This is a genomic window from Pseudomonas granadensis, from assembly GCF_900105485.1.
GTDB classification, from domain to species: Bacteria; Pseudomonadota; Gammaproteobacteria; order Pseudomonadales; family Pseudomonadaceae; genus Aquipseudomonas; species Aquipseudomonas granadensis.
Window position 1 is genome coordinate 3,076,938 of sequence record NZ_LT629778.1, and the last position, 26,955, is coordinate 3,103,892.

A 26,955-nucleotide genomic window follows, 5' to 3' on the forward strand; every position below is an offset into this window, starting at 1 on the left:
ATCATGTCCCTCGCGATCAGATTTCTGCTCGCCCCGACGGCTTCACTTCTGCTCGCCATGAGCGCCGACGCGCAAACCGAGGCCGACCCGCAGCAACCACCCGCCCTGCTCCCGCTGGTTTCCGAAGCCGCGCCCATGCTGATTGCCTACCCGCCGCTCGCCGAGCCGCTGGCCCGTGGCGTAGTGATCATTCAATACCGCACCGAACACACGCGGATCATGCCGGTGTTCGGCAAAGCGGCGGTGCCGGTCTCGCCGCGTCTGGGCCATCTGCACGTCACCGTTGATGACTGGCAAGGCACATGGGCCCATACGAGTGAGGATCCGATCATTCTGGTCGGCCTGACGCCCGGTGCGCACAAGGTGCTGCTGGAGATTGCCGATCCGACGCACACCGTGCTGACCAGCACGACGGTGAATTTCGTTGTGCCCGCCAAGCAGCCCTGAGCCTAATCAGCAGCCGGCGCGCAAACTTTTCCTCCGCCCTCGGGTTGATCACCTACCCTCATAGACTGTCTGGTCGATTCGAGCCGCCTCACCATGCGCGACGCCTTGAAATGGATGTTGTTGGTCGCCCTCACGCTGCTCGGTAGCAGCAGCCTGGCGCTGTGGGCGGAGGATTTGCCGGCGCCGGCGCAGAATGCCGCCGCGCCGTTGCCGGTGATCGCGCAAAGTGATCTGCAAGCTCTGCAACAACGCCTCGACGGGCTCAAGCAGCAGATCTCGGCGGCGAACAATTACAACCAGCTCGAAGGTCCGCAGGATCGGGTGCAGGCGTTCATTCTCGATATCGATCGATTGACGGCTGGGCTGTTGCCGCAACAGGCGCAACTGGCGGTGCAATTGGGTGTGTTGGGCGCCGCGCCGGACACCGATGTGGCCGCCGAACAGGCCGACATCATTGCCCAACGGGCGACGCTGACGGCGCAGAAAAGCAAGCTCGACGGCACGCTTAAAAGCCTCGCCGCGCTAAAGCAGAATGCGGCGGACCTGATCACCCAGATTGCCGGCATCCGCCGCACGTTGCTGGAAAGCGAACTGACGCTGGGCACCCATAGCGTACTGAATCCAGGCTTTTGGTCGCCGCTGGTCAATCCAGACGCAGATGACCGTCGGCGATTGCATTTTTTCGTCGACCAACTGCGCACTTCCGGGGCCAGCGTGTGGCTACCCGGCGAGCGCTTTTACACCAGCCTGCTGGTATTTCTGGCCTTTATCGTCTGGACATTCGGACGTCGGCTGGCCGAGCGCGGCCTGACCTGGCTGTGCATTCATCGCGTACCGGAGGGACGGCTACGCCGCAGCGCGCTGGCCTTTGCCTCGGCACTGGCGACCATCGCCACCACCGCCATCGCCCTGCAAATTCTGTTCTATGCGTGCACCCGGCACCAGCCGTTGTCGCCAGTGCTGCAAACCTTCTCCGAGGAATTCGAAAAGGTCGTGTATGCCTGCGTGCTGATCACCGGCCTGAGCCGCGCCCTGCTGTCGACCGAGCATCCCTCGTGGCGCTTGCCGGCCATTGCCGATCAGGTGGCGCAGGCGCTCAAGCCGTATCCGCGGGTTTTGTCCTGCACGCTGCTGGTATTGGTGACGCTGGTGCAGGTCAGCAACGCCACCGGCATGAGCAGCCAGATCGTGATTGCCGGGCGCGGGATCATTGCCATGGTGGTGCTGGCGATTGTCCTGACCTTGCTGCTGCGGGTCGGCAAGGTACGCAAGGCGCTGGTCGCGGCCAACGATGCGGCGGCGGCCAACAGCACCTTTGCCGGGATCATCTACACGGTCGCGAGCGTTTCGATTCTGGTTTCGGCGCTGGCCCTGCTCGCCGGCTATGTTTCGCTGGCGCGGTTCATCAGTTACCAACTGGTCTGGGGCTTTATTGTCCTGTCCGGTTTCTACCTGCTGATCCAACTGGTCAAGGACCTCTGCGAACACGTGTTCTCCCCCCGACATGCCAGCGGCAAGGCTCTCAAGCAACTGCTCGGCATCGGCGATCGGCGCCTCGATCAGATGGCAATCCTGCTGTCCGGCTTCAGCCGTGCCGCGCTGATGCTGCTGGCGGTGATCAGCCTGTTCGTCGGCGGCATCGGCACCACGCTCGGGCAACTGCTGAGCAACATCATGGTCATCCTCGGCGGCGCCGGGTTGCGCAAGTTGAACATCGTCCCCGCGCACCTGCTCAATGCCGTGCTCGCGCTGATTATCGGAATCTGGCTGATCCGCACCCTGAGCCGCTGGCTGGACAATGAGTTCCTGCCCAAGACCGAGATGGACCCCGGCATGTGCGCGTCGCTGAGCACGCTGTTTTCCAACATCGGTTATGCCTTGGTGATTCTGCTGACCCTGTCGTCGCTGGGCGTGCAGTGGACCAATCTGGCGTGGATCGTCAGTGCGCTGTCGGTGGGCATCGGTTTCGGTTTGCAGGAGATCGTGAAGAATTTCGTTTCCGGGCTGATTCTGTTGACTGAACGGCCGGTGAAGGTTGGCGACCTGATCAGCATCAGCGGCGTTGAAGGCGACATCCGCCGGATCAACGTGCGCGCCACGGAGATTCAGCTCAGCGACCGCTCGATTGTCATCGTGCCCAACTCGCAATTGATCTCGCAGAACCTGCGCAACGTCACCCTGGGCGGCAGCGCGCAAGGCGTGGCATCGCTGGAGCTGATGTTCCCGCTGGACATCGACCCTGAGCAAGTCAAAGAGCTGCTCCTCGACGCCTACCGCGAGAACGAGCCCCTATTGGATAAACCGGCGCCGTTCGTGCGCTTCAGCAAGCTGTCGCCGGACGGGATCACCCTGACGGTGACCGGGTACGTGGCCAGCCCGAGGATTGTCGGGGTGACTAAAAGTGATCTGCTGTTTGAAATCTTGAAGCGTCTGGGTGCGGCGGGCATTGCGCTGGCGAAACCGCCGGCCGCGAGTTGATGGAGCCCGACCCGGCACTCAGGCTTTACGCGTGACCACACGTCGATGGCAGTCGGCCGGCGTCAGCACCTTGCCCGACGTCGAGCGCACAGCGATGGTCTCGACCGGTTGGTCTGAATCGTTGTCGAGCAGCACCGAGTGGCTCTCGCCTTCGCTGTACAGGAAGCGCTCCCCCCACTGGCGCATGCTGACCACGATCGGAAACACCGCGCGGCCCATTTCGGTCAGCACATATTCCTTGTAGGCGCTGCCATCGGAGGCCGGCTGGATCTCCAGCACGCCCAGTTCCACGAGCATTTTCAGTTTCACCGTGAGGATGTTTTTCGCCAGCCCCAGGCGTTTCTGGAATTCGCTGAAGCGGCGGACATCGTCGAAGGCGTCGCGGATGATCATCAGCACCCAGCGATCACCAATGGCCTCGAGTGTTCTGGCGACCGGGCATTCGCTCTGTGCCAGTAATTTCTGTCTGGCCATGACGCTCCAGTGGGCAGATAGGAAGGAAGAAAAACGATCTAACGTCAGACGAAAATGTTTTGCAAAATGTGGTTGTATTTAACAACTTGATTTGATAAAAATCAACGCATCGGTTTTGTTTCGAAACCACATATTCCAAGGATTGGATGGATGCCGTACACGCCTCATGCCCCGGTAAAAATGGACGTCGAAGCCGAAAAGGCGACCGGAGGACATTCACAGACCTCGCGGTCCGCTGGCACCTCGACCCTCAGCCGCTATCAAACCCTGCTCTTCGCAATCACCTGCGCCATGGCCGTGGCCAACGTCTACTTCGCCCAGCCATTGCTTGAGTCCATGGCGTCGAGCCTGGCCGTTTCGCCGGGCACGATCGGCATCGTTGTCACCGCGACTCAGGCGGGCTATGCCGTAGGGTTGTTGTTTATCGTGCCGCTGGGTGACCTGCTCAATCGCAAGAAACTCATCCTGACGCAAATGCTGATGTCAGCCGTGGCCTTGTGCGCGGTGGGACTCGCCGGCAACTGGGGCATGCTGCTCGGTGCCATGGTGCTGGTGGGCCTGATGGCGGTGGTGGTACAGGTGGTCGTGGCCTACGCCGCCTCGCTGGCCAGCCCGGAACAGCGCGGCGCAGCCGTCGGCACGGTCACCAGCGGCGTGGTGCTGGGCATTCTGTTGGCGCGCTTCGTGTCAGGGGCAGTCGCCGATCTGGCCGGCTGGCGTGGCGTCTACTTTGTCTCGGCCGCGCTGATGATCGGTATGGCGCTGGTGTTGTGGCGAACCATGCCCGCCTCAGCGGCCCCGCCGGCCAAAGGCAGTTACTGGCAGTTGTTGCGGTCGGTGTTCCTGCTGTACCTGACCGAGCGCACGCTGCGGGTCAGAGGCACCTTCGCCCTGCTGATCTTTGCCGCCTTCAGTGTGCTGTGGACGTCGATGGTACTGCCACTGAGTGCGCCACCGCTGTCGCTGACGCACACGCAGATCGGCCTGTTCGGCCTCGCCGGTGTGGCCGGTGCGCTGGCTGCAGCGCGGGCCGGCCGCCTGGCGGATCAGGGACGTGGCAATCGCACCACCGGCATCGCCCTGGCGTTGTTGACCCTGTCATGGCTGCCCACGGCGTTTGTCGAAAGCTCATTGCTGGCCATGGTCGTGGGTGTCGTGCTGCTGGACTTCGCCGTACAAGCGGTGCACGTCACCAACCAAAGCCTGATTTTCGCTGCACGCCCGGACGCGCAAAGCCGTCTGGTCGGCGCGTACATGTGTTTCTACTCGGTAGGCAGTGGCCTTGGTGCGATTGCGGCCACTTACACCTATGCACACTTTGGCTGGGTCGCTGTTTGTATTCTGGGTGCGGCCATCAGTGCTGTCGCCCTGCTCTACTGGTTATATCTGGGGCTGACCTCCAACTAAGCTCATAACTTTCAAGAACTTCTCACTGTCGTTTTAAAACGCTGGCGTGAAACTGTGTGCCTGCCACACGAACTTAATATTCAACCGAGGTCAGTATGGCGTTGCACACACTCACCATTACTTCGCATCAACTTGAATTTCAGCTGCCGGCCAACTCCGCGCTTACCGACATCGAGTGGGAAGCCGGCGGCAAGAACGTGATCCCGCTGGGATGCCGGGTCGGGGCCTGCGGCGCATGCCTGATCAAAGTCAATTCGGGCCTTGAGGCGTTGAATCCTCGGGACGGTGACGAAGAAGCGTTTATCGAGGTACTGGGTTACAGCGGAGAAGAATACCGGCTGGCCTGTCAGTGCCTGATAAGAGGTGAATTGGCCATAGAAGTGATTGGCTGATAGTTGCAGTTGAAGTCTGGTCATTATTAAACGCGTTAAAACAAACCCAAAATAGAGGCTTGAATATGCTTAACCGTGTAAAGAATGTTGGCTATGGTGATCGCACACCTTTCCTCAACGCTGCCGCTTCGGTAAATCTGCGTGGGGAAATCGACCGGATCATCGACGGCCAGGTAGAACAATGGTACGAAACCGTGCCTCAAGCCGCGCACCTGGAAGGCAAAGACGTCAACAGTGCCTATTACAAACGCCACCTGGTCGAAACCGCATGGCGCATCCGTCTGCTGCGCGTGGCGGAAGCCAAGGCACTGGTCGAGGTTGCCAAGGTCAGCCCGGAAGCCGCGCAGATCTGGGCTCACTACGAACAGGAAGAAATGCTCCATGACGACCTGTTCATCCAGGATCTGCAACGTGTCGGTGTAAGCCGCGAAGAGTTCCTCGCCACCGAACCCTACCTGTCGACCAAACTGCTGGCCGGTTTCTTTTCCTACCTGCTGGATCACGAAGGTCCACTGGGTGTGATCGCCTATTCCTACCTGGTCGAGTACGTCAACGTGAAGCTGGAGCCGCGCAAGCTCGAAGCGCTCAAGGTTTCGGTTGGCGAAAAGAACATCGTGGGTCAGGTGTCGCACTCCCACACCGACATCAACGATGACCATCCGGGTGAAGTCTGGGCGGCCCTGCGCTTCCTGATCAAAGGCGAGCAGGACATCGCAGCCCTGAAGCGTTACCTGGCCGAGCACCAGAAAATCCTCGCCATGTATTTCAGCGAGCTGTACATCGACACCCTGGCCAAGCCGCAAGACAAGGCGGCTTAAGCCATGGAGCAGGCAATGAATTCGAATCGACCCGGTGTTCTGATCCTGAGCCACTGTGGCTTTTCTTTCCTGGAGGACTTGAAGGAGCAGCTGCAACGGCGCCAGCTCCGGTGTTTCGTGCTGACTTCATTGCCGCTCGCCGAGCATGTGCCGGCTCGCCTGGAGCAGATCCAGGTCTGGGCGGACCGGCTCTACACCGCCGACTCCCACCAGTTGAAACTGGAGGACGTCAACAATGCCCTGCAAACGCTGCACAAGTCGGGCGAGCAGGTCACCTGTTGCGTCAGTGTGTGGGAAGGCTATCGACACCTGATGGCGGCGGCGAATGCAGCGCTCGGCACTTATGACATCGACGCGCAGCAGGCCCTGGCATTGCGCAACAAGCTCAATGTGCGCAATCAACTGGCCGATGCCGGACTGTCGCAAGCCCGTGCGCACGCGCTGACCGCACCGGTATTGCAAACGCTGCAAGCGCAGAGCGCGCGTTATTTCATCAAACCGATTCACGGAATTGCGTCCTACGCGGCATTTCCGCTGCGTGAGGACACCACCTGGAAGGCCCTCGAAACGCTGCGCCTGGCCTCGGTCGAGGACACGGTATACGCCTCGGCATTCAATGACGGGCTGCAGTTCATGGCCGAGGATTACATTGCCGGCCAGGAATTCAGCTTCGAGACCTTGTTGATCGACGGCCAGACGCATGTCGTTGCCATCCACGAAAAATACGAAGTGACCGAAACCGCTGACACCGTCCTTGAAGACAGTTGCACCACGCCCCCGGCGAGCCTCGATCAGGCACAGATCGCGGCGGGCCTGCAGTGGCTGGAAAAAGTCTTGAAGTGCATGGCGCTGCGTTGGGGTTGCTATCACATCGAGGCACGTTTTACCGGGCAGCACTGGGATCTGATCGAGATCAATCCACGCGTGGGTGGCAGCCTGATTTCCCACAGCGTCGAAGCCGTCACCCACGGCCACAGCATGCTGTCGCTGTGGCTGGATCTGTTGCTGGCCAGCCAGGACGATCACGCGCCACGCGATGCCCTCGCGCAACAGCTGAACGCGTTCCAGTGGCAGGCGGATGGCACCAGTGCACAGTCGGTGGCGACGTTCTTCCGGGTGTATTTCGCTCAACCGGGAACGTTGAGTTCGGTGGCGCTGAACGAGCTGCCCCTCGCCCCCACCGTCAAGCACATCCTGCTCAAGGCCGGCGATGTGATTCCAGCCCATGCCCGAGAGGTGTTTCTCGGCCAGTTGCTGTGGACCTTCGATCGCAGCCGCCAGGCCGAGGAGCTAGAGCGTTTGGCGCACCTGTCCGCAACGGCGCTGGATATTCGCTACGAACCCGGCACCCCTTGATTACGCCAGGCCAGCGCCTGGCACAGCCTTGCTGTTCATGAACACTGACAAGTATCGAGGATGACCAACATGCCGCTGCGTGCGCCTGTATTGCTGATAGTGGATTACAACCTGAGCCGGATCGGCGATGTCCTGCATATGCGCAACCATGCGCGCGAGCGCTGGGGAGCCGAAACCTGGCTGATCCGGGCCAACCCGCAAGACCATGACCTGCAGATCAGCGACCGGGTGATCGACGCCGACCCGCTGGCCCCCGACTTCGTCGCTCAGGCCTTGCATCGGCTGGCCGGGGACGCGGCCCGGATCAGCGCCGGGCTGGTGTTTTCCGACAACGCCGTGGCCAGCGGCGCGGCGCTGCTCGAACGGCTCGGCCTGCCGGTGGACGACGCCGCACGAGCGCTCGCGGCCTTCGACAAGCTCGCCTACCGCGAGGCCGAGCGAGCGATTGCACCGCTGCTGGACCGTCTCGGAGTGATGCTGCCCGACTTTCAGCCGATCGAATGCGTCAATGATGTGCGCAACTTTGCCTTGCGCCAGGAGCGCGGTTTTGTCATCAAACCCGCCTGTGAAGGCAACAATCGCGGTGTGGTCATGGTTGCTCCGGGCGGTGACTGCGAAGACGCGTTTGCCGAGGTCGCACCGTATCTGGACGGCGGCGTGCTGGCCGAAGCTTTTATCGCCTATACCCGCGAGTATTCCTACGATGGGCTCGGCGAGCTGTGGTTCATCACCGAAAAAGTCAGCGCCACCGGGCGCTACCCGGTCGAGGTTGCGCAGATTCTGCCCGCCCGCCTCAACCCGCAGGAACGTCAGGCGATCCGGCTGACCGGCGAGCAGGTCAATCGCCTGGTGGGCCAGCGTATCGGCCCGTTTCACAACGAGATCAAGCTCAGCGACAGGGATTACCACACGGCCGTCATCGAACCCAACCGGCGGCCGGGCGGCATGAAAATCTGGACATTGGCCAAAGCCGTGCACGGCCTGGACCTGTACGCGGCGTGGGTCGATTCGGTATTCGCCGCTACCGTCCCGAGCGAACTGCCCGATGCTTCCTGCAGCGCGGCCACCGTGATGTTCGGCGTGCCGCAGGACATGACCCTGGATGTCAGTGGACTCGGCGCGATTGACAGCCTGGTCGAGGACACGCTGACCCGCGCCGCACAAATACTCGCCATGGCCAGCGCCGACATCACGCTACTGGAATGTGCATGGATCGCCGGGGAGTCGCGGTTGATCCACGCGATCCCGAGAGACAACAGCGATTTCGTTGCCCACGCCTGCGTCGCCTTGCATGACCCGCGCGTAGACATTCGCGATCTGGTGGCGGTGCTGCGCGAACAATGGCAGGTGGTGCTGAACCGCAGCCTGGCCTGCGAGCAACCCTTGAAAGTCGCCTCCTGAGCCTTTTTTTCACGCGTCGAGACCACTGGCATGAAAATCCTGATTCTCCACCGAGTCCCCTACCCACGTATCGACTACCACCGTGGCATCGACCACGAACGGCATGACGTCACGTACCTGGGCAAACAATCGGCGATCGACACCCTGCCGTCAGAGCTGCGCTGCACGCGCGTGGTCCGGCCGGGGCTGAGCAACGCCTGTGACGAAACCCTGGCGTGGCTGGCGCAGCATCCGCAGACCTTCGACCGGGTCATTTCGATGTCCGAGTACGAACTGCTCGATGCGGCGCGCTTGCGCGAAACCCTGAATATTCAGGGTGCCTCGCTCAAGGCGGTCACGCTGGCTCGTAACAAACTGGAAATGAAGGCCGCGGTGCAGGCACGCCGGTTGCGTGTACCGCGCTTCATGGCGCTGGAGCGCTACCTGGCTCTGCAAGGGCGTGTTCCATGGACCAGCGCCACCGTGCTCAAACCGCACAGTGGCGCATCGAGCATGGACGTCAGCATCCACTCACAACCGGCGCAAGCCTTCGATGAAATCCGCCACAAGATCAGTGAACTGGCGCTGCCCATCGAAGACTTCCAGGTCGAAGAATTCATCAGCGGCCCGATCCGTCATTTCGACGGACTGGTACTCAATGGGCGCATCCTGACCCTGCTCTCCAGCGAATACGTCGGCACCTGCCTGGACTATATGGAGCGCGGCAGTGCGCTGGGTTCCTGGCATCTGCCGACCACCGAGGCCATGCACGCCTGGGTGGGCGCAGCGTTGCAGGCCGTACAGATCGACAACGGCGCCTTCCATCTGGAAGCGATCATGGATGGCGACGAACCGGTGTTCCTCGAAGTCGGCAACCGGGTCGGCGGTGCAGATGTGGTCGCAACCTATGAATTGGCAACCGGCATTCATCTGCCGTCGCTGGAACTGCGCATCCACGTCGATGGCGAACTGGATATTGCGCCGTTCGCCGCACAGCCGCCGGACCTCGGTTTCGGCTGGTTCGTGTTCCCTGGCCACACCCATGCACAACGCATCTATCAGGGCCTCAACGGCGCCGAGGAACTGCGAGCGAGCCCGCACGTCGTGCAGTGGAACGAACTGCAGCCAGGCTCGCTGCTGCCAGAGCACGTGACGTATTCGGCGTTCGAAGCGCCGTTGGCCGGCATCGTCAAGACCGCCGAGCCGCAACAGACCCGCGCGCTGCTGCAAACGCTGTTTTCCCGGGTGAGCCTCGCCCATGACCTGACGTCCGTTGCGTGACGTCGCCTTTGACCTTCAAGGCCATTCATCCATGAAACCACTGCACGTAGTGTTGGCTGTATTGATCACGGCGATCTGGGGTGTGAATTTCTCAGTCATCAAACTGGGGCTCGCCACCGTCGACCCGTTCATTCTGGCGGGTATCCGCTTCAGTCTCTGTGCGTTACCGGCGATCTTTTTCATTCGCAAGCCCGATGTGCCATGGCGCTACATCATCGGCTACGGCCTGGTGTTCGGCATCGGCCTGTGGGGCGTGGTCAATCTTGGCATCAAGGCCGGTCTGTCCGCAGGCATCGCTTCGCTGGTCCTGCAATTCAGCGCCTTCTTCACCATTCTGCTCGGCGGCTGGGTGTTCAAGGAAGCGCTGACCCGCTTCCAGATTCTGGGCATGCTGATCGCACTGGCGGGGCTGTTATGCATCATCAAGATCAGCGACGGTTCGGTGAGTGTGCCCGGGGTGTTGCTGGTGCTGGTGGGCGCCGCTTCGTGGAGCGTGGCCAACGTCATCAACAAGAAGGCCAGCACCAAGGATGTCTTTGGCTTCCTGGTGTGGTCGAGTGCCTTTGCACCGATCCCGCTGTTCGCCCTCGACTACGCGGTCAACGGCAGCGCCGGCTACACCGCGTTCGTCCAACAGGTGGACACGACCGCCGTACTGTCGATCCTCTTTCAGGTGTACCCGAACACACTGTTCGCCTACTGGATCTGGAACTCGCTGCTCAAGACCTACCCGGTTTCCACGGTGGCGCCGCTGTCATTGCTGGTGCCGATCTTCGGCATGCTCGGCTCGGTGGTGGTATTCAACGAAAGCGTGCCGGCGAGCAAGATCTTCGCGGTGGTGTTCATTGTTCTCGGGCTGACTGTCGGCCTCTATGGCCAGCGTATTTTCAATGCTATGTTCGCGCGTCCTGCGCGCAGTTCACTATGAATCGACAGGGAATCGGTATGAGTCTGGGAAGACGTGATTTTATGGGCGCCACTGTCGGGGCGTCCTTGATTGGAGGCAGCATGATTGCAGGGTTGGCAAGCGCGCAGGCGGCTCAGGCACCGGCGCACAATGACACCACCACGCCGTTCGATCCAGCCGATTGGGCGTCGGTTCGCGCGCAGTTCACGCTGTCGCCGCAGTTCGTGCACATTTCCAATTTCTTTCTGGCCTCCAACCCCAAACCGGTGCGCGAGGCCATGGCCCGCCACCGCCAGGCGTTCGATGAGAACCCCTACACCTACCTGGAAGACAACATGTTCGCCAGGCCCGACGACATGGTCTGGCGCAAGGTTTGCGCCGCAGCTGCCGAATACACCGGCGGTCGCGCCGAGGACATCGCGCTGACCACCAGCACCACCCAGGGCCTGGCAATGATCTACAACGGTCTGAAGCTTGAGCCCGAACAGGAAATCCTCACCACCCACCACGAGTGGTATACCCACGACGAGGCCATGCGCCTGGCCGTCGTCAAATGGGGCGGCAGCATTCGCCGCATCGATCTGTATGAGGGCCCCGAGGATGTCAGCGTCGACGCCATCGTCGCACGCATCGAAACCGCCATCAGACCGACCACGCGAATCCTCGCCATGACCTGGGTGCATTCCGGTACCGGCGTGCGTTTGCCGGTCAAGGAAATCGGGGCGCTGGTGGCGCGGCTCAATCAGGATCGCACCGAGGCGGACCGGATCATCTATGTGATCGACGGTGTGCACGGTTTCGGTTGCTCCGAAGCCCGGGTTGCCAGCCTCGGCTGTGATTTTTTCAGCGCCGGCACCCACAAGTGGATCCTCGGCCCGCATGGTACGGGGCTGGTCTGGGCGCGCGAAGGCCAATGGGCGCAGATCGTCCCGACCATCCCCACCATCATGGCCGCCGAGCCCGGCAATGCCTGGCGTGAGCTGCGCGATCCGCAAGGCGAAACGCAGGCGGCCTGGGTCAGCCCAGGCGGGTTCCTGGCATTCGAAAACCAATGGGGCGTGATCGAAGCGTTCGAATTCATCAAGAAAATCGGACGCAAACGCATCGCCGATCGTGTGGCCGAACTCAACGGGCAACTCAAGGAAGGTCTGGCCGCACTGCCCAATGTGTACTTGCACACGCCGCGCGCCGCTGAGTTTTCCGCAGGCATCGTCTGCTGTGACGTCAAGGGTTCGACGCCCAAGGAAATCGTGGCGAAATTGAAGGCGCACAACATCATCGCCAGCGCCACCCCCTACCGGCATTCAACGGTGCGATTCTCGGCCGGCATCATCAACACTGCGCAGGACATCGACAGGACCCTCGAGGTCATGCGCACGCTGGTCTGACCCCGGCCCGAACAGCCATCACCCTGGCAGCCCGCCACCCGGGCGCCGGGGCTGACCTCGGCCATCCATCCAAGCATCGTGTGTGCCCAAGGGCAAGGATCGATCTAATGAGTGAACAACAAAGTACCTCGAAGGAACTGGCGGTTTTCCTGTTCTGCTCGACGGTTTATCGACTGTTTTCCGGTGCACTGCTGGTATCGCTGACCTGGACCATTCTCAAGCAGAACGACGACGATTACCTGCCGTTGGCGCTGGCGATCTTCTGCTCGTTCATACCGGCCTTCATCACACCGGTGATGATCAAACGCTTGTCACGCCGCATGGACGGTCGCCAGATGAGCGCCTGGTTCGTCTTGTGCCTGACCGGACTGGCGTTGATCTCTGGCCTGTCGCGCAATGTCACGGTCGGCCTGCTGGTCACCAACCTGTTCGTCTGGCTGATGATCATGTCGCTGGAGGCCAGTCTGGACATGTGGTTTACCCAGTTGCAACGAGGCATGGATCAAACCAGGGTGCGGCGGATCAGCGGCGCGACCACGGCGACGAGCCAGGCCGCGCTGATGGTCGGGCCGTTGCTGGCCGCAGGTCTGATGCCGATATTGAACGGGATGGGTTTTTCGCTGGTGCTCGGCGCCGGCTTCCTGCTGGTCGCAGGTGTTTGTCATAGCCGTCGCAGCCTGCCGGTGGCGGTTCAGGAGGCCGGCAAGGTCGTGGCGCCGGCGCGTTTGCCGTTAAGCCTGTTTGTGCCGATGGTGCTGATCTGGCCCATTCTCGGCGCCTTCAATTTCATGCTGCCGGTCTATGTGTCGAACCATGGCTGGTCGCTGTTCGAACTCGGCGTGCTCGACGCCGTATTTGGCCTGGGCATGGCCCTGATCGGCGTGCTGGTGATCATTGCGAACACCGGACGGAACCTGCTCGCCTACCTCTGCGCATTGATCGCTCTGGCCGTCATTTCCACTTCGATGTGGTGGCTGATGCCTGACACGCTGCTGCTCAAGGCGCTGAGCCTGCTGATTCTCGGCATGGCATTCGGCGGTGCACGTGTACACATTCGCGTGGCGATCGCCTATCGCTATAGCGAAGCCGCCGTGGGCCTGTACGTGAGCAAAGCCAACGCGCTGGCCACGCCGGTGCTGCTGCTGATACTCAGCCTGCAACTGGCGATCATCGAAAACGCCTGGCTGTTGCCGTTCCTGCTGGTGTCGTTGACGGTGGCCCTGTTGCTGCAAACTTCGGCCACTCGCTTTGCGCGAGGACAGGCGCCGGTGGAGGCAGTCAGCGTCTGAGCATTGCGCAGAGCGGCGGTCAGAAAATCGCTTGAAGAAAAAACCGGCTGTTTACGCCGGTTTTTTTTCGTCGCGGCAAAATGTCCTGCCAATACGCTCGGCGAGTTGCAGGCGCGTTCTGCACAAATGTTCTAAACGCCTCAAGCCATTGCGCGGTATGTTATCCAGCCGTACTTCGCCAATCCGAACCCTGGAGCCTTCGTGGATAAACGCAACTGGATCGAACTGTCCCAGGATGTCGACACCGGGATCGAATCGATTCGCGCTCATTTTGAAGGGCATGCCTACGACCCGCACTGGCACGACAGTTTTCTGGTCGGCGTCACCGAGCAAGGCGTGCAGCAATTCAATTGCCGGCGCAGGCGCCATCGCAGTACGCCGGGCCAGGTGTTTCTGCTCGAACCGGGGGAAATTCACGACGGCCATGCGCCGACCGAGGACGGTTTCACCTATTCGATGCTGTACCTCGATCCGCACTGGCTCGAGCGCGAAGTGCATGCGCTTTACGAAGACGCACCGTCGAACAGTCAGCCGGGATTTGCCGACACGCTGAGCCAGGACCCGCGTCTCGCCACCGCGATTGTTCAGGCCTTTCATGCTCTGCACGACGGCGATTTGCGCATCGTCCGCCAAACCGCCATCGACGGGCTGCTGGGCTCGTTGACTCGCCACCTCGACTGGCGCAAGCGTCAGCCGATTGATCCACGCTTGCCGCTGGTAGCGCAGGTCGCGCGGGATTATCTGCACGCGCATGCCTTTGAAGACATCGGTCTGGATGATCTGGCGAAGATCTGCGGGGTCGACCGGTTTCGCCTGAGCCGCGCGTTCAAGGCTGCTTTTGGCCTGGCCCCACATGCCTATCTGATCCAGTTGCGCCTGGCCAAGGCACGGCAGTTGCTGGCGCGCGGCGAGACGCCGGCCGAGGTTGCCTGTGTGCTGGGGTTTGCCGATCAAAGTCACCTGGGCCGCTGGTTCCGACGCGCCTACCAGTTGACCCCGGCAGACTATCGCAAGCGCTGCTCAAACCTTCCAGACTGAGGCGCGCCGACTGGCGATCATGCAGGCCTGTTTTGCATTTTCAGGACCCGCACATCATGGCCTCATTACTGCCCTTTCTGCTGTTCGCTTTCGTGGCTTCGATCACGCCCGGCCCGACCAATATTCTGGTGCTGAGCCACAGTTCCCGGCAGGGCCTGCTCCCCACCCTGCCGATCATCTTCGGCGCCTGCACTGCGGCGGCGCTGATTGTGCTGGTGGTGGGCCTGGGCGCTGGCGAAACGCTGTTGCGCTATCCGCTGGTGCAACACGCCATGGCCTGGGGCGGCGTGCTCTGGCTGAGCTGGCTGGCGTGGCAGATTTTTCGCAGCCCGCCGCCGTCGCTGGACCCCGCTCAGCAACAATCCCCAGGCATCAGCGTCTTCGGCGCGGCGCTGTTGCAACTGGTCAATCCGAAGGTATGGATGATGGCCGTGGCAGTGGTCAGCGTATTCGTCGGCGGAGGCGACAAGACCTTGCGCCTGCTGGTGTTGTCACTGGCCTTTCTGTTGGTCTCGCTGCCGTGCATGACCTTCTGGGCGCTGCTCGGGGTGGGCAGCACGCGGTTGTTCGGCTCCGCACGGGCGTACCGGCGCATGAATGCCGCGCTGGCGCTTTTGCTGCTGATTTCGGCGTGGCTGGCGGTGTTGCTGTGAGGTCTGATGATCGTTCCCACGCTCTGCGTGGGAACGATCATCCTTAGCAGGTGATCAGTGCCCTGTCGCCTGCCGATACTCGCGTGGGGTGAACCCGGTCGAGGCCTTGAACTGGCGGGTGAAGGCGCTGTGATCGGTGTAGCCACATTGCAGCGCCACGTCAGTGATCGGCAGGTCGGTGTGCAGCAAGCGGTGCGCGTGTTCCAGGCGTACTTTCTGGATCATCTGCCGCGGCGTCAGATGGAACACGCGTTTGCAGTAGCGCTCCAGTTGCGCCACCGAGATGCCGGCGATGCGCGTCAGTTCGCCCAGCGTCACCCGGCGATTGAAGTTGGCACGAATGTGTACGTCGACCGCCGCCAGCCGCTCGAACGCCGGGTGGGTTTCGCTGGCTGATTGCAGGTCCACGGAAATCCCGACCAGGCCGATGATTGCCCCGTCACGGTTGTACAGCGGCTGTTTGTGCGTCAGGCACCAGCCCGGCTCGCGGCTGCCATACAGATGCAGTTCGAGCTGATCCTGCAGCACAAACCCATCCTCCAGCACTTTGCGATCCTGCTCGGTGTAACCCGGCCCCAGTTGCGCCGGGAACACCTGCGCACTGGTCTTGCCGAGCAACGGACGCAAATCCCTCAAGCCGCAGCGCTGCACCAGCGTGCGATTGGCGAGTACATATCGGGCCTGCAGATCCTTGATGAAAATCGCCGCGTTGGGGATCACGTCGAGCATCGGTAACAGCAGCGCGGCGCTCGCCACCAGGTCTTCGAGGGTCTGCGGGCGCTGGCCGTTGCAGCCCTGCGCCAGGATCGAAAACGCGCTGTGCATCAAAGAGTGTCCTCGGTTCGTGGATCGGCCGGTGCCCGATCTGCGGCGGTCGCGTGCAGATTGCAACATCGCCCGAAGCCTGTCGAGCGTGGCGTTCCAGCAGCGCCATTGTGCTGAATTCGTCATCGATGCCGCGCTAAAACATCAATCGCTGCTGCGTCGATGAGTGCAGAGTCAGGCCGGAAAGTGAAGTCGCTGCCTCCAGCGCCAGCGTGAGTCCTCGGCGCCTACTGAAATCATCTACGGGACATGCCCATGAAACGATTGCACGTGATCGACTCGCACACCGGCGGCGAACCTACCCGGCTGATAATGGACGGCTTCCCCGCCCTGCCCGGCGCGACCATCGCCGAACAACGCGATGCCCTGCGCAGCCAGCATGATCAGTGGCGCCGCGCCTGTCTGCTGGAGCCGCGCGGCAACGACGTGCTGGTCGGCGCGCTGTATTGCCCGCCAGTCTCGGCGGATGCCACCTGCGGGGTGATCTTCTTCAACAACGCCGGTTATCTGGGCATGTGCGGCCACGGCACCATCGGCCTGATCAACTCGTTGCAGTACCTGGGCAAGATCCAGCCCGGCGAACACAGGATCGACACGCCGGTAGGCCGGGTCAGCGCCACCCTGCACGAGGATGGCAGCGTGACCGTCGGCAACGTGCCCGCCTATCGCTACCGCAAGCAGGTGGCGGTGGACGTGCCGGGTTTTGGCCAGGTATTGGGCGACATCGCTTACGGCGGCAACTGGTTTTTCCTGGTCTCCGAGCACGGCCAGACCTTGACCATGGACAACGTCGAGCACCTGACCACCTACACCTGGGCCATGCTCTTGGCCCTCGAAGGCCAGGGCATTTACGGTGAGGACGGCGCGGTCATCGATCACATCGAACTGTTCGCCGATGACGCCAACGCCGACAGCCGCAACTTCGTCATGTGCCCCGGCAAAGCCTACGACCGCTCGCCGTGCGGCACCGGCACCAGCGCCAAACTTGCCTGTCTGGCTGCCGACGACAAGCTGCAGCCCGGCGCGCTCTGGGTGCAGGCGAGCATCACCGGCAGCCAGTTCGAAGGCCGCTTCGAATGGGCAGGCGAGCGCATTCGCCCGTTCATCACCGGCCGCGCCTACATGACCGCCGACAGCACCCTGCTGATCGACGAACAGGATCCGTTCGCGTGGGGCATCTGAGCCGCCACGCGGGTTTTTTACCTTACTTCGAATGCTGTGCCAAGGAGTCATGACAATGAGCGACAACATCTTCACCGGTTGCATGCCGGCCCTGATGACCCCGTGCACCGCCCAGCGCACCCCGGACTTCGACGCGCTGGTGGCCAAGGGTCGCGAACTGGTCGACATCGGCATGAGCGCGGTGGTCTATTGCGGTTCGATGGGCGACTGGCCGCTGCTTACCGAAGCCGAGCGTCAGCAAGGCGTGGCGCGGCTGGTCGCGGCCGGCGTGCCGACGATCGTCGGCACCGGCGCGGTGAATTCCCGTGAAGCGATATCCCATGCCGCGCATGCCGCCAAAGTCGGCGCGCAAGGCCTGATGGTGATTCCGCGAGTGCTGTCGCGTGGGGCTTCTGCAGCGGCGCAAATGGCGCATTTCTCGGCGATTCTGCAAGCCGCGCCGAACCTGCCGGCGGTGATCTACAACAGCCCCTACTACGGCTTCGCCACCCGCGCCGAGCTGTTCTTCGAACTGCGTCGCGAGCACCCGAACCTGATCGGCTTCAAGGAGTTCGGCGGCGCCGCCGACCTGCGTTACGCCGCCGAAAACATCACCTCCAAGGACGATGACGTGACCCTGATGGTCGGCGTCGACACCCAAGTGGTGCACGGTTTCGTCAACTGCAACGCCACCGGCGCGATCACCGGCATCGGCAACGCCCTGCCGCGCGAAGTGCTGCAACTGGTGGCGTTGAGCAAGCAAGCGGCCAAGGGCGACGCCAGGGCGCGGCGCCAGGCGTGGGAGCTGGAGTCGGCGCTGGCGGTGTTGTCGTCGTTCGATGAGGGCTGCGATCTGGTCCTGTATTACAAGCATTTGATGGTGCTCAACGGCGACAAGGAATACACCCTGCACTTCAACGAAACCGACGCCTTGAGCGAATCGCAACGGCGTTACGCCGAGCAGCAATATGCGCTGTTCCGTCACTGGTATGAAAACTGGTCGGCGGAACAGGACTTCGCCTGAGTCACGCACTTGCACCTGCCGTGCAGCCCGAGGTTGCCGGCAGTTCCTCCTCTTTTTCTCAGGAACACACCATGGCAAATAACCCCGCGCATGACATCGCCGTGGTCGGTGCCGGCATCATCGGTGTTGCCTGCGCGCTGCGTCTGGCCCGCCAGGGTTTGCGCGTGGTCGTTATCGATCAGCAGCCCCCCGGCCATGGCGCTTCGTTCGGCAACGCCGGGCATCTGGCGACCGAGCAGGTGTTTCCCATCGCCGACGTGTCGATCCTCAAACGCCTGCCGGGCATGCTGCTCGATCCGATGGGGCCGTTGCGCCTGGACTGGCGCTACCTGCCGCGCGCGCTGCCGTGGTTCACCCGGTTGTTGCTGAATCTGCGCGCGCAGCCATTCGAGAACACGGTCGCCGGTTTGCGTGCGCTGAATGAAAGCAGCCTCGCAGCGTGGCAACGCTTGCTCGGCGATATTCAGCGCAGCGAGTTGCTCAAAGTCGACGGTTCATTGCTGGTGTACGAACGCGACGAATCACGTCAGGCAATCGAGGCATTGCAACAAAGGCTGCACCAACAACAAGTGCCAGTGGATGTCTGGCAGGCCGGCGCCATTCGCGACACCGCGCCCCAATTGAGCGAACGGATTCAGGGCGGCTTGTTCTTCCCGCGCACCGGGCATTTCGTCGATCCCTACCGCGTAGTGACCGCGTTGGTCGATGCGGCCAAGGCTGGCGGCGTGAGTTTTTTGCAGCAGCGGGTGGCGGGTGGTCAGGTGCAGGACAACGGCGTTTGTCTGCACACCGACGACGGGCCAATCAGCGCCCGCCGCGTGGTGATCGCCTGCGGCGCCCATTCGGCGCCACTCACCACCGCCCTCACCGGCAAAAAAGTCCCGCTGGATACCGAGCGCGGTTATCACCTGATGTTGCCCCACGAAACCGGGCGACTGCCCTTCCCCGTCACCTCGCTGGAACGCAAGTTCATCATGACGCCGATGACCGAAGGCCTGCGCCTGGCGGGCACGGTGGAATTCGCCGGCCTGCACAAACCGGCCAATATGCAGCGCGCCTGGCAATTGCACCGTTTGAGTCAGGGCCTGTTTCGCGAAGATCTGAACGCTGAAGCGGCAACGCCATGGATGGGTTTTCGCCCATCACTGCCGGACTCGCTGCCAGTCATCGATCAAGTCTGCGAGGGCAAGGTATTGCTCGCCTTCGGTCATCAGCACCTGGGCCTGACCCAGGCAGCGGTCACGGCCGAAATGCTGGTACAGATGGCCTGCCCGGCTTCGAATACGGCGCCAGACTTACCGAAGGGTGATCGTTACCGATTGGCGCGTTTCTGATGGAACGCGTCAGTTGACGTGCTTGAGCGCCTCGCCGTGGTGCATGGCCAAGTGACCGGTCTTGTCACTCTTGACCTCGTACTGCGGCGAGTCCTTCGAAGCCGGCCGATGGCGGCCCATGAACTCGGTATCGCGGGTGTGCACCTTGACCACCGTGCCATGAATCTCCCCGGCCTCGGAGTTCCAGCGCACCGCATCGCCGACCTTGAATGAAGCACTCATGTCGATTTCCTCGTGTCGGATTGTTGTGCTGTTGATCTTCTGTCGCCCGAGAAAATTCAACCAAGCGTGTTTCCACGGCTGAGCCGACCACCGGTACGTGGAAAAATCGAACGGCACAATTTCCCGGCACCTCCAACCTGTACGCCGATAAAACAGCGCACAACGCGAGGTGTGAAATGACCAACGACCCAAACCTGCAAAGCGCAACCGTTCAGGACGATCCCCTGCCGACAACCCCGGATCCGTTGAGCCCGGGCCGCACCGAAGTCGATCCGATGAAAGATCGCGGCATCGATGAATTACCCGACAACGAAGGCGAAATACCGCTGGACGATGACAGCACCGGTCTCGACCCGGAACGGGTGCGCAGGGAAACCGACAATGCGGAGATGGATGATCAACCTAACCCGCGTTGAACCGGCATGGCAGCGCTGTGGTTAGGCAGCGCTGCCACGCAGCGAGCGATTCTGACGACTAGTCGTAAAACGCCTCAACCGCCACCCGGCTACCGACAAAAAAACTGTCCGCCACCAGGCGCAACGGCTGCACGTCCAGATCACTGGCCTTTGTGCCGATCAACTGCTGGAAGTGTCGATAGACGGCGGCGTATTCGCCCTCTTCCGACACCGTCTGCCGCACGCCATCGATGCTCAGCAGCGCGCCGCCGTTATCGAGGCGCAACACGCCCTCGGCGCAGCGCACTTCGATGCTCCACAGTTCGTCATGACCATGGTCGAAGTCGAATTCGGCGCGGACGTCGAGGTGGCGTGCATCGGACATTTTGATCGAGGCGGCAATCGGCGACTGGCAGTTGCTCGGCACGCGCAACTCGGCGGCTTCGACAAACAGTGGCAGTGCCAGCAGGTGGGTGACGATCGACAAGGCGTTGATGCCCGGATCGAATACGCCGAGGCCGCCGGGTTGCCAGATCCATGTCTGGCCGGGGTGCCATTTGCGCACGTCTTCTTTCCAGTCGATCTGCACGTTTTGCAGGGTGCGCGAGGCAAGCCAGTCACGAGCGGCTTCGATGCCAGGGGCGTAGCGCGAATGCCAGGCGAACAAGGCACTGACGCCTTGCGCCTGCGCCTGATCGACCAGCGCCAAAGCCTCGCCCAAGGTGGCGCAGGGCGGCTTTTCGACCAGCACGTGTTTGCCCGCAGCCAGGGCTTCCTGGACCAGTGCAAAGCGACCTTGCGGTGGTGTGCAGAACGCGATCGCATCGACCGCCGGGCCGTTGGCCAGCAGCTCGGTCAACGATTGGAAATTCTCGACGCCGGCGCAGGGCTTGCCCTGGGTGGCGACCGCTACCAGCTGGAATCCGGGATTGGCGTTGATTGCCGGTACGTGTTGATCCTGGGCGATTTTGCCGTAGCCCACCAGACCGAGACGGATTGGTTGCATCAATGACTCCGCTTTTGTTTTGTTTTAGTCAGCTGACGCGTTTCAGTCAGCGCGTCGGCAGATTACCTGCAAATCGCTTGAGCGTCTGTCGGCGCAACGTCACAAACTCACAAGGTCATCGGTACCTCGCAGGATCAGGCAAGCATCGCACAGGATTGCACCATGACCGGACACGCCAGACCCGCAAGAATAACCTCACGATAAACCGATGGAGGACGTTCCCATGCTTGTACACGCTTACGGTGCCCACGCCGGCGACAAACCCCTTGAGCCGCTGCAGATCAAGCGCCGTGCGCCGGCCGCCCACGACGTACAGATCGACATCGCCTTCTGCGGCATCTGCCACTCCGACCTGCATCAGGTGCGCGCCGAATGGGCCGGTACGCAATTCCCTTGCGTACCGGGCCATGAAATTGTCGGCCGGGTTGCGGCGGTGGGTGCGCATGTTGCGGACTTCAAGGTCGGCGATCTGGTCGGCGTCGGCTGCATCGTCGACAGCTGCAAACATTGCGATGACTGTGAAAGCGGTCTGGAAAACTACTGCGACGGCATGATCGGCACCTACAACTTCCCGACCCCGGATGAGCCGGGCTGGACGCTGGGTGGTTACTCGCAAAACATCGTCGTGCACGAGCGCTATGTCCTGCGCATCCGTCATCCCGAGGCGCAACTGGCGGCTGTCGCGCCACTGCTGTGCGCGGGCATCACCACCTACTCGCCGCTGCGCCACTGGAACACCGGCCCCGGCAAAAAAGTCGGCGTGGTCGGCATCGGCGGGCTGGGGCACATGGGTATCAAACTGGCGCACGCGATGGGCGCGCATGTCGTCGCCTTCACCACCTCCGACTCCAAGCGTGACGCGGCGAAAGCCTTGGGCGCCGATGAAGTGGTGGTGTCGCGCAACGCCGAAGAAATGGCCGCGCATGCCAAGAGCTTCGATTTGATCCTCAACACCGTCGCCGCGCCCCACGATCTCGATGCGTTTCTGGTGCTGCTCAAGCGTGACGGCGCCCTGACGCTGGTCGGCGCGCCCGCCTCGCCGCACCCGTCGCCCAACGTGTTCAACCTGATCACCAAGCGCCGCACCATCGCCGGTTCGATGATCGGCGGGATTGCCGAGACTCAGGAAATGCTCGATTTCTGCGCCGAGCGCGGCATCGTTTCGGACATCGAACTGATCGGCGCCGAGCAGATCAATGACGCCTACGAGCGCATGCTCAAGGGTGACGTGAAATATCGCTTCGTGATCGACAACGCGACCCTGGCCGGCTAACCCCTCGCGCCCATCTCCAGCCTGGCGCTGGCGATGGGCGCAACGATTCTGTCGGCGGAATTTGACAGCTTCGGCGCGGCTCGCCAGAGTCGCACCCCTTTGCCTGCCGTCGAGCCGCAGGTTCGTGTTGAAAGGGGTTGCCGTTGAACGAACAGACTTTGTCCCTGCGCCTTGAGCGCGTGGCCGCATACGTGCCGGTCGGTGCACGGCTGGCCGATATCGGTTCGGATCACGGTTATCTGCCGGTCGCCTTGATGCGCCGGGGGCTGATCAGCGCAGCGGTGGCGGGCGAAGTTGCCCTGACGCCGTTCCAGGCGGCGCAACGTACGGTGCGTGAAAACGACCTGCAAGCGCACATCTGCGTGCGGCGGGCCAATGGCCTGGCCGCGATCAGAACTGAGGACGGCATCAGCGCCGTCAGCATTTGCGGCATGGGCGGTGAAACCATCCGCGACATTCTCGAAGCCGGCAAGGCCCACCTCAGCGGCAACGAACGCCTGATCCTGCAACCCAACGGCGGCGAACAACCCTTGCGCCAATGGCTGATGGAGCACGGCTACCGCATCCTCAGCGAAGAAGTACTGCACGAAAACCGTTTCGACTACGAAATCATCGTGGCCGAGCGCGACGGCCCGGTGAGCTACACCGCTCAGCAACTGTATTTCGGCCCGGTGCAGATGCAGACGCGCAGCCCGGCCTTCATCCGCAAATGGCAGCATCGACTACGCCTCAAGCAGAAAACCCTGACCCGCCTCGCCCAGGCGCGACAGACCGTGCCGCAGGAAAAGCTTGAAGCCCTCACGCAACAGACGCGCTGGATCGAAGCACTGCTGGGCTGAAATCCTCCCCGCTCGAACCGTCATCAGCACGCTTCGATTAGATACACCGCATCACAAATGATGTACCGCAAGTCCCATTTATCAATTCAACCCCGCCCCCTAAAGTTCACTCCAACAGCGGCCCTTCACTCCGACGGGCCAGCGACTGGAGATAGCTCACATGCCTTTCATCAGCGTTCGTATCACCCGCGACGGCGTCACCCGCGAGCAGAAAGCCCAGGTCATCCAGGAAATCACCGAGACCATGACCCGCGTGCTGAACAAGGACCCGCACCTGACCCACATCGTCATCGAAGAAGTCGACACCGATAACTGGGGCTACGCCGGCATAAGCACCACTGAGTACCGCAAGCAACTGGCGGATTCGCAGTCATGAGCCGCACGGTAAAAATCGACTTCGTTTCGGATGTCGTCTGCCCCTGGTGCGCCCTCGGCGCCACCGCGCTGGAACAGGCGATCAGCAATCTGGCCGGTCAAGTCGAGGTGCAACTGACTTACAAACCGTTCGAGCTGAACCCGGACATGCCTGCCGAAGGCGAGCACGCCATTGCCCACATGATGCGCAAATACGGGCGCAGCGCCGAACAAGTGGCGGACCGCAACGCGATGATCATCGAACGTGGCGCGCAGATCGATTTTCACTTCGACCTGGAAAAACGCAGCCACTTTCACAACACCTTCGCTGCCCATCGCCTGCTGTTCTGGGCCGCAACACAAGGGCTGCAACGGCCACTGAAACGCGCGCTGCTCAAGGCGTACTTCAGCGACGGCCAGAACCCGAATGAGCACGCCACGCTGGTCACTCTGGCCGGCGCCGTCGGCCTCGACAGCCAGCGGGCGCAGGCCGTGCTGGCGAACGGGGAATTCGCTGAAGAAGTGCGCGAACTTGAGCGGTTTTACCAGCAGCGCGGCATCGACTCGGTTCCGGCCATGGTCATCGACGACCAACAGCTCATCGCCGGCTCGCAGTCCGTCGCTTATTACGAGCAAGCGTTACGCCAAGCCGCGCAGGTTCCGGCGCACGCCTGAAATTTTGCAAATCGTTATCCCACCCATTCAGATTGCATAGAGGAAACATCATGAACACCTCCAACAAAGTTGTGGTTATCACGGGCGCCTCGCAAGGTATTGGCGCAGGTCTGGTCAAAAGCTTCCGCGAGCGCGGTTACAAAGTGGTCGCGACCTCGCGCTCGATCCAGCCATCGACAGACCCGGACATTCTCGCCGTCGCCGGTGACATCGCCGACCCGCAAACCGCCGAGCGCGTTATCCGTGAAGCCGTCGCCCGTTTCGGCCGCATCGACACGCTGGTCAACAACGCCGGGATCTTCGTCGCCAAACCGTTCACCGAATACAGCCACGCCGACTATGCCCAGGTCGTGGCGACCAACATGAGCGGCTTCTTCTACATCTCGCAACTGGCCGTTGCCGAAATGCAGAAAAACGCCAGCGGCCACATCGTCAGCGTCACCACCAGTCTGGTCGACCACGCGATTGACGGCGTGCCGTCGGTCCTCGCTTCGCTGACCAAGGGTGGCATCAACGCAGCGACCAAATCCCTGGCCATCGAGTACGCCAAACGTGGCATTCGGATCAACGCGGTGTCGCCTGGCATCATCAAAACGCCGATGCACGGCGAAGAGACCCACGCCGCCCTCGGCAGCCTGCACCCGATGGGCCACATGGGCGAGATCGATGACATCGTCCAGGCGATTCTGTACCTCGACACCGCGAACTTCGTCACCGGTGAAATCCTCCATGTCGACGGCGGCCAAAGCGCTGGCCACTGATCGCTCCCCGCTTCACCGCCGGTGTGTACCGGCGGTGCTGCTTCGTGAGATAACACCGAGGATCACATGTCAGGCAAACCTCGGTGTACTCACATGAAGCGCCATTTTGATGACCTGCAACTGGGCAGTATCGAACTGTTCTGCCTCGCCGCCGAGGCCGGCAGTTTTACCGCTGCTGCGCAACTGGCCGGGGTCACCCCCGCCGCTGTCAGCCGATCGATTCTGCGTCTGGAACAACGTCTGGGCTCACGCCTGTTTGCCCGCACCACACGGAGCATTCGCCTGACCGAAGCCGGGCGCAACTTCTTCCTCCAGTGCAGCCAGGCCCTGACCCAACTGGTCGAGGCACAGCAGGAAGTGATGGGCGCGCAGACCACGCCGTCGGGTCTGTTGCGCATCAGTCTGCCGACTACCTACGGTCATCACCGCATCCTGCCGCTGCTACCAAAATTCCGTGCGCTGTATCCGCAGGTCAGCGTCGATATCCACTTGGGCAACCGCAACATCGACTTCGTCGGCGAAGGCTACGACCTGGCGATCCGCGTCCGCGCCCAGCCCGACTCGAGCATGATCGCGCGCCTGCTCGAAGACGCGAAACTGGTGGTGGTCGCCTCTCCCGATTACCTGGACAAGGCCGGCACACCGCACACCCTCGAAGACCTGGTGCAACATGACTGCATTCAGTTCGAGCTGCCAAGCAGCGGTCGGCGCATTTCCTGGCTGTTCCAGGAAAACGGTGAGGACCGCGAAGTCATGTCCGACGGCGGCTATTCCTGTTCCGACGACGTACTCGGCGGCGTGACCCTGGCCAAGCACGGTGCTGGGGTCTTTCAGACGTATAAATTCATCGTCGAAAAAGAGCTGGCCGACGGCAGCCTGATCGAAGTGTTGCAACCCTACGCCGGACGCTCACGGCCTTACACCCTGCTTTACCCGCACGGCCGTTATGTGCCGCAGCGGGTGCGCGCGTTTGTGGATTTTCTGTTGCAGTATCGCGAAGCGTGGGCGAGCGCCTAGGTTGGCAAATTGAATTGCGCTACGGATTCAGCATGCAGATCAGCCCGCCCCCGGTCCGATCAACACGCTTTCGATCTCGGCGCCCGGCATCATTTGTTGCAGGCCTTCGATGAGTTTGTCGCCGGCCTCGGTCAGTGCTTCCAGGGGCATCTCGGGCAGGCTTTCGAGGATGAACCACATCTGCTGCGCGTGGGCATCGAGGCGGGTCCTGACGCCCTGGCGCCAGTTCCAGCGGCGGCAGGTCACGCCTTGGTCGTCACGCCAGACCACTTCGCCGGTGTCAGGGAATTCATGGGCCGGGGCGCCTTCCTTCATGGTGTCGAACGGTTCGCTGCCGTCGGCCACCACCAGGCGCGGCGCGCCGACGTAGGCCTGGGCATTTTCGCCACCGACCGGGATCGCGTAGGCCAGGCTGATGGCGTTGTAGAGATCAACCACCGGGTCGATGCTCGGCAGGCTGCCGTCGCGCAGCACGCGTTTGCGCAGTGCTTCGGCCGAGCACGGCGTACGTTGCGGCTTGGCGCCGAAGCGGCGGAACACCTCGGCCCACGCCTGCAGATGCGCCGCCGCCCACTCCGGACCGCCTGCCGTCACGGTTTGACAGGCGTTGGCCAGCGCTTCGCCAGCAATCAGCGGGCGGGTAATCGGCGCCGCTTGCACGACAATACTCAACGCTCTGAAGCCCGGCGCCAGTTGCGCAACAGCCGGATCGATTGACGGCACGACAGACAGCATCCCAGAATCCCCTTAAACCTGAATTT

At 61.9% G+C, this 26,955-nt stretch carries 28 protein-coding genes; 23 read left to right on the top strand and 5 right to left on the bottom strand.

Translation table 11 applies throughout. The annotated features are described in order from the left end of the window. Positions 1–3: 3 nt before the first annotated feature. Positions 4–447, top strand: a complete 444-nt coding sequence (locus BLU52_RS13575) for a DUF6130 family protein (protein WP_090283961.1) — start codon at positions 4–6, stop codon at positions 445–447. Between the two features lie 93 nt (positions 448–540). Next, positions 541–2,925 carry a DUF3772 domain-containing protein gene (locus tag BLU52_RS13580; RefSeq protein WP_090283963.1) on the top strand — a complete coding sequence of 795 codons (2,385 nt, stop codon included), beginning with the start codon at positions 541–543 and terminating at the stop codon, positions 2,923–2,925. Between the two features lie 18 nt (positions 2,926–2,943). On the opposite strand, the gene BLU52_RS13585 is transcribed toward BLU52_RS13580, so the two are convergent. Beyond that, entirely contained in the window at positions 2,944–3,399 is a 456-nt protein-coding gene (locus BLU52_RS13585; protein WP_090283965.1) for a winged helix-turn-helix transcriptional regulator, read from the bottom strand. A gap of 150 nt (positions 3,400–3,549) precedes the next feature. Between BLU52_RS13585 and BLU52_RS13590 the strand changes: the two genes are divergently transcribed. The 11 genes from BLU52_RS13590 (at position 3,550) to BLU52_RS13640 (ending at position 15,308) form a co-directional block, all read left to right on the top strand. Beyond that, a complete protein-coding gene (locus BLU52_RS13590; protein ID WP_090283967.1) occupies positions 3,550–4,806 on the top strand; it encodes an MFS transporter in 1,257 nt (418 codons plus the stop codon). 95 nt (positions 4,807–4,901) lie between these two features. Then, the gene (locus tag BLU52_RS13595) at positions 4,902–5,198 is read left to right on the top strand and encodes a 2Fe-2S iron-sulfur cluster binding domain-containing protein (RefSeq protein ID WP_090283969.1); all 297 of its coding nucleotides are present in this window, start codon (positions 4,902–4,904) and stop codon (positions 5,196–5,198) included. Between the two features lie 65 nt (positions 5,199–5,263). After that, entirely contained in the window at positions 5,264–6,016 is a 753-nt protein-coding gene (locus tag BLU52_RS13600) for a hypothetical protein (RefSeq protein WP_090283971.1), read from the top strand. 15 nt (positions 6,017–6,031) lie between these two features. Then, positions 6,032–7,372, top strand: coding sequence for an ATP-grasp domain-containing protein (locus BLU52_RS13605; RefSeq protein ID WP_090283972.1), 1,341 nt, complete (start codon positions 6,032–6,034; stop codon positions 7,370–7,372). 69 nt (positions 7,373–7,441) lie between these two features. Beyond that, positions 7,442–8,773 carry an ATP-grasp domain-containing protein gene (locus BLU52_RS13610; protein ID WP_090288553.1) on the top strand — a complete coding sequence of 444 codons (1,332 nt, stop codon included), beginning with the start codon at positions 7,442–7,444 and terminating at the stop codon, positions 8,771–8,773. 30 nt (positions 8,774–8,803) lie between these two features. Further along, positions 8,804–10,033: an ATP-grasp domain-containing protein gene (locus BLU52_RS13615; protein ID WP_090283973.1), complete on the top strand. Its 1,230-nt coding sequence runs from the start codon at positions 8,804–8,806 to the stop codon at positions 10,031–10,033. A 31-nt stretch (positions 10,034–10,064) separates the two neighbouring features. Beyond that, complete coding sequence (locus tag BLU52_RS13620) at positions 10,065–10,961, top strand: EamA family transporter (RefSeq protein ID WP_090283975.1); 897 nt, start codon at positions 10,065–10,067, stop codon at positions 10,959–10,961. Between the two features lie 80 nt (positions 10,962–11,041). Further along, positions 11,042–12,328: an aminotransferase class V-fold PLP-dependent enzyme gene (locus tag BLU52_RS13625; protein WP_090283977.1), complete on the top strand. Its 1,287-nt coding sequence runs from the start codon at positions 11,042–11,044 to the stop codon at positions 12,326–12,328. 107 nt (positions 12,329–12,435) lie between these two features. Continuing rightward, positions 12,436–13,617, top strand: coding sequence for an MFS transporter (locus BLU52_RS26830; RefSeq protein ID WP_090283979.1), 1,182 nt, complete (start codon positions 12,436–12,438; stop codon positions 13,615–13,617). A gap of 201 nt (positions 13,618–13,818) precedes the next feature. Continuing rightward, positions 13,819–14,655 (top strand): AraC family transcriptional regulator, encoded by an 837-nt coding sequence (locus BLU52_RS13635; RefSeq protein WP_090283981.1) that lies wholly within the window; start codon positions 13,819–13,821, stop codon positions 14,653–14,655. A gap of 56 nt (positions 14,656–14,711) precedes the next feature. Beyond that, positions 14,712–15,308 (top strand): LysE family translocator, encoded by a 597-nt coding sequence (locus BLU52_RS13640; RefSeq protein WP_090283983.1) that lies wholly within the window; start codon positions 14,712–14,714, stop codon positions 15,306–15,308. A gap of 54 nt (positions 15,309–15,362) precedes the next feature. On the opposite strand, the gene BLU52_RS13645 is transcribed toward BLU52_RS13640, so the two are convergent. Further along, on the bottom strand, positions 15,363–16,133 hold the full coding sequence (locus BLU52_RS13645) for an AraC family transcriptional regulator (protein WP_090283985.1): 771 nt from the start codon (positions 16,131–16,133) through the stop codon (positions 15,363–15,365). A 255-nt stretch (positions 16,134–16,388) separates the two neighbouring features. Here BLU52_RS13645 and BLU52_RS13650 point away from each other — a divergent pair, with 255 nt between their 5' ends. The 3 genes from BLU52_RS13650 (at position 16,389) to BLU52_RS13660 (ending at position 19,652) form a co-directional block, all read left to right on the top strand. Next, the gene (locus tag BLU52_RS13650; RefSeq protein ID WP_090283987.1) at positions 16,389–17,315 is read left to right on the top strand and encodes a 4-hydroxyproline epimerase; all 927 of its coding nucleotides are present in this window, start codon (positions 16,389–16,391) and stop codon (positions 17,313–17,315) included. A 55-nt stretch (positions 17,316–17,370) separates the two neighbouring features. Then, positions 17,371–18,318 (top strand): dihydrodipicolinate synthase family protein, encoded by a 948-nt coding sequence (locus BLU52_RS13655; protein WP_090283989.1) that lies wholly within the window; start codon positions 17,371–17,373, stop codon positions 18,316–18,318. A 71-nt stretch (positions 18,319–18,389) separates the two neighbouring features. After that, positions 18,390–19,652, top strand: coding sequence for an NAD(P)/FAD-dependent oxidoreductase (locus BLU52_RS13660; RefSeq protein ID WP_090283991.1), 1,263 nt, complete (start codon positions 18,390–18,392; stop codon positions 19,650–19,652). A gap of 9 nt (positions 19,653–19,661) precedes the next feature. Here the strand turns inward: BLU52_RS13660 and BLU52_RS13665 are convergent, their stop codons facing one another. Beyond that, the gene (locus tag BLU52_RS13665) at positions 19,662–19,874 is read right to left on the bottom strand and encodes a hypervirulence associated TUDOR domain-containing protein (protein ID WP_090283993.1); all 213 of its coding nucleotides are present in this window, start codon (positions 19,872–19,874) and stop codon (positions 19,662–19,664) included. A gap of 176 nt (positions 19,875–20,050) precedes the next feature. Here BLU52_RS13665 and BLU52_RS13670 point away from each other — a divergent pair, with 176 nt between their 5' ends. After that, positions 20,051–20,290 carry a hypothetical protein gene (locus BLU52_RS13670; protein ID WP_090283995.1) on the top strand — a complete coding sequence of 80 codons (240 nt, stop codon included), beginning with the start codon at positions 20,051–20,053 and terminating at the stop codon, positions 20,288–20,290. A 58-nt stretch (positions 20,291–20,348) separates the two neighbouring features. On the opposite strand, the gene BLU52_RS13675 is transcribed toward BLU52_RS13670, so the two are convergent. Then, the gene (locus BLU52_RS13675; RefSeq protein ID WP_090283997.1) at positions 20,349–21,275 is read right to left on the bottom strand and encodes a Gfo/Idh/MocA family protein; all 927 of its coding nucleotides are present in this window, start codon (positions 21,273–21,275) and stop codon (positions 20,349–20,351) included. Positions 21,276–21,498: 223 nt separating this feature from the next. On the opposite strand from BLU52_RS13675, the gene BLU52_RS13680 reads away from it, so the two are divergent. From BLU52_RS13680 to BLU52_RS13705, 6 genes are all read left to right on the top strand, one after another. After that, positions 21,499–22,548, top strand: coding sequence for an NAD(P)-dependent alcohol dehydrogenase (locus BLU52_RS13680; RefSeq protein ID WP_090283999.1), 1,050 nt, complete (start codon positions 21,499–21,501; stop codon positions 22,546–22,548). 143 nt (positions 22,549–22,691) lie between these two features. Further along, positions 22,692–23,387, top strand: a complete 696-nt coding sequence (locus BLU52_RS13685; RefSeq protein WP_090288555.1) for a tRNA (adenine(22)-N(1))-methyltransferase — start codon at positions 22,692–22,694, stop codon at positions 23,385–23,387. Positions 23,388–23,547: 160 nt separating this feature from the next. Continuing rightward, a complete protein-coding gene (locus BLU52_RS13690) occupies positions 23,548–23,763 on the top strand; it encodes a tautomerase family protein (protein ID WP_090284001.1) in 216 nt (71 codons plus the stop codon). After that, positions 23,760–24,416, top strand: a complete 657-nt coding sequence (locus BLU52_RS13695) for a DsbA family oxidoreductase (RefSeq protein ID WP_090284003.1) — start codon at positions 23,760–23,762, stop codon at positions 24,414–24,416. The genes BLU52_RS13690 and BLU52_RS13695 overlap by 4 nt, the downstream gene beginning before the upstream one ends. A gap of 50 nt (positions 24,417–24,466) precedes the next feature. Next, positions 24,467–25,177, top strand: coding sequence for an SDR family NAD(P)-dependent oxidoreductase (locus BLU52_RS13700; protein WP_090284005.1), 711 nt, complete (start codon positions 24,467–24,469; stop codon positions 25,175–25,177). 93 nt (positions 25,178–25,270) lie between these two features. Next, positions 25,271–26,194 (top strand): LysR family transcriptional regulator, encoded by a 924-nt coding sequence (locus BLU52_RS13705; RefSeq protein ID WP_090284007.1) that lies wholly within the window; start codon positions 25,271–25,273, stop codon positions 26,192–26,194. Positions 26,195–26,233: 39 nt separating this feature from the next. Here BLU52_RS13705 and BLU52_RS13710 read toward each other — a convergent pair whose 3' ends face one another. Further along, positions 26,234–26,929, bottom strand: coding sequence for a B3/B4 domain-containing protein (locus BLU52_RS13710; protein ID WP_090284009.1), 696 nt, complete (start codon positions 26,927–26,929; stop codon positions 26,234–26,236). Between the last annotated feature and the right edge of the window lie 26 nt (positions 26,930–26,955).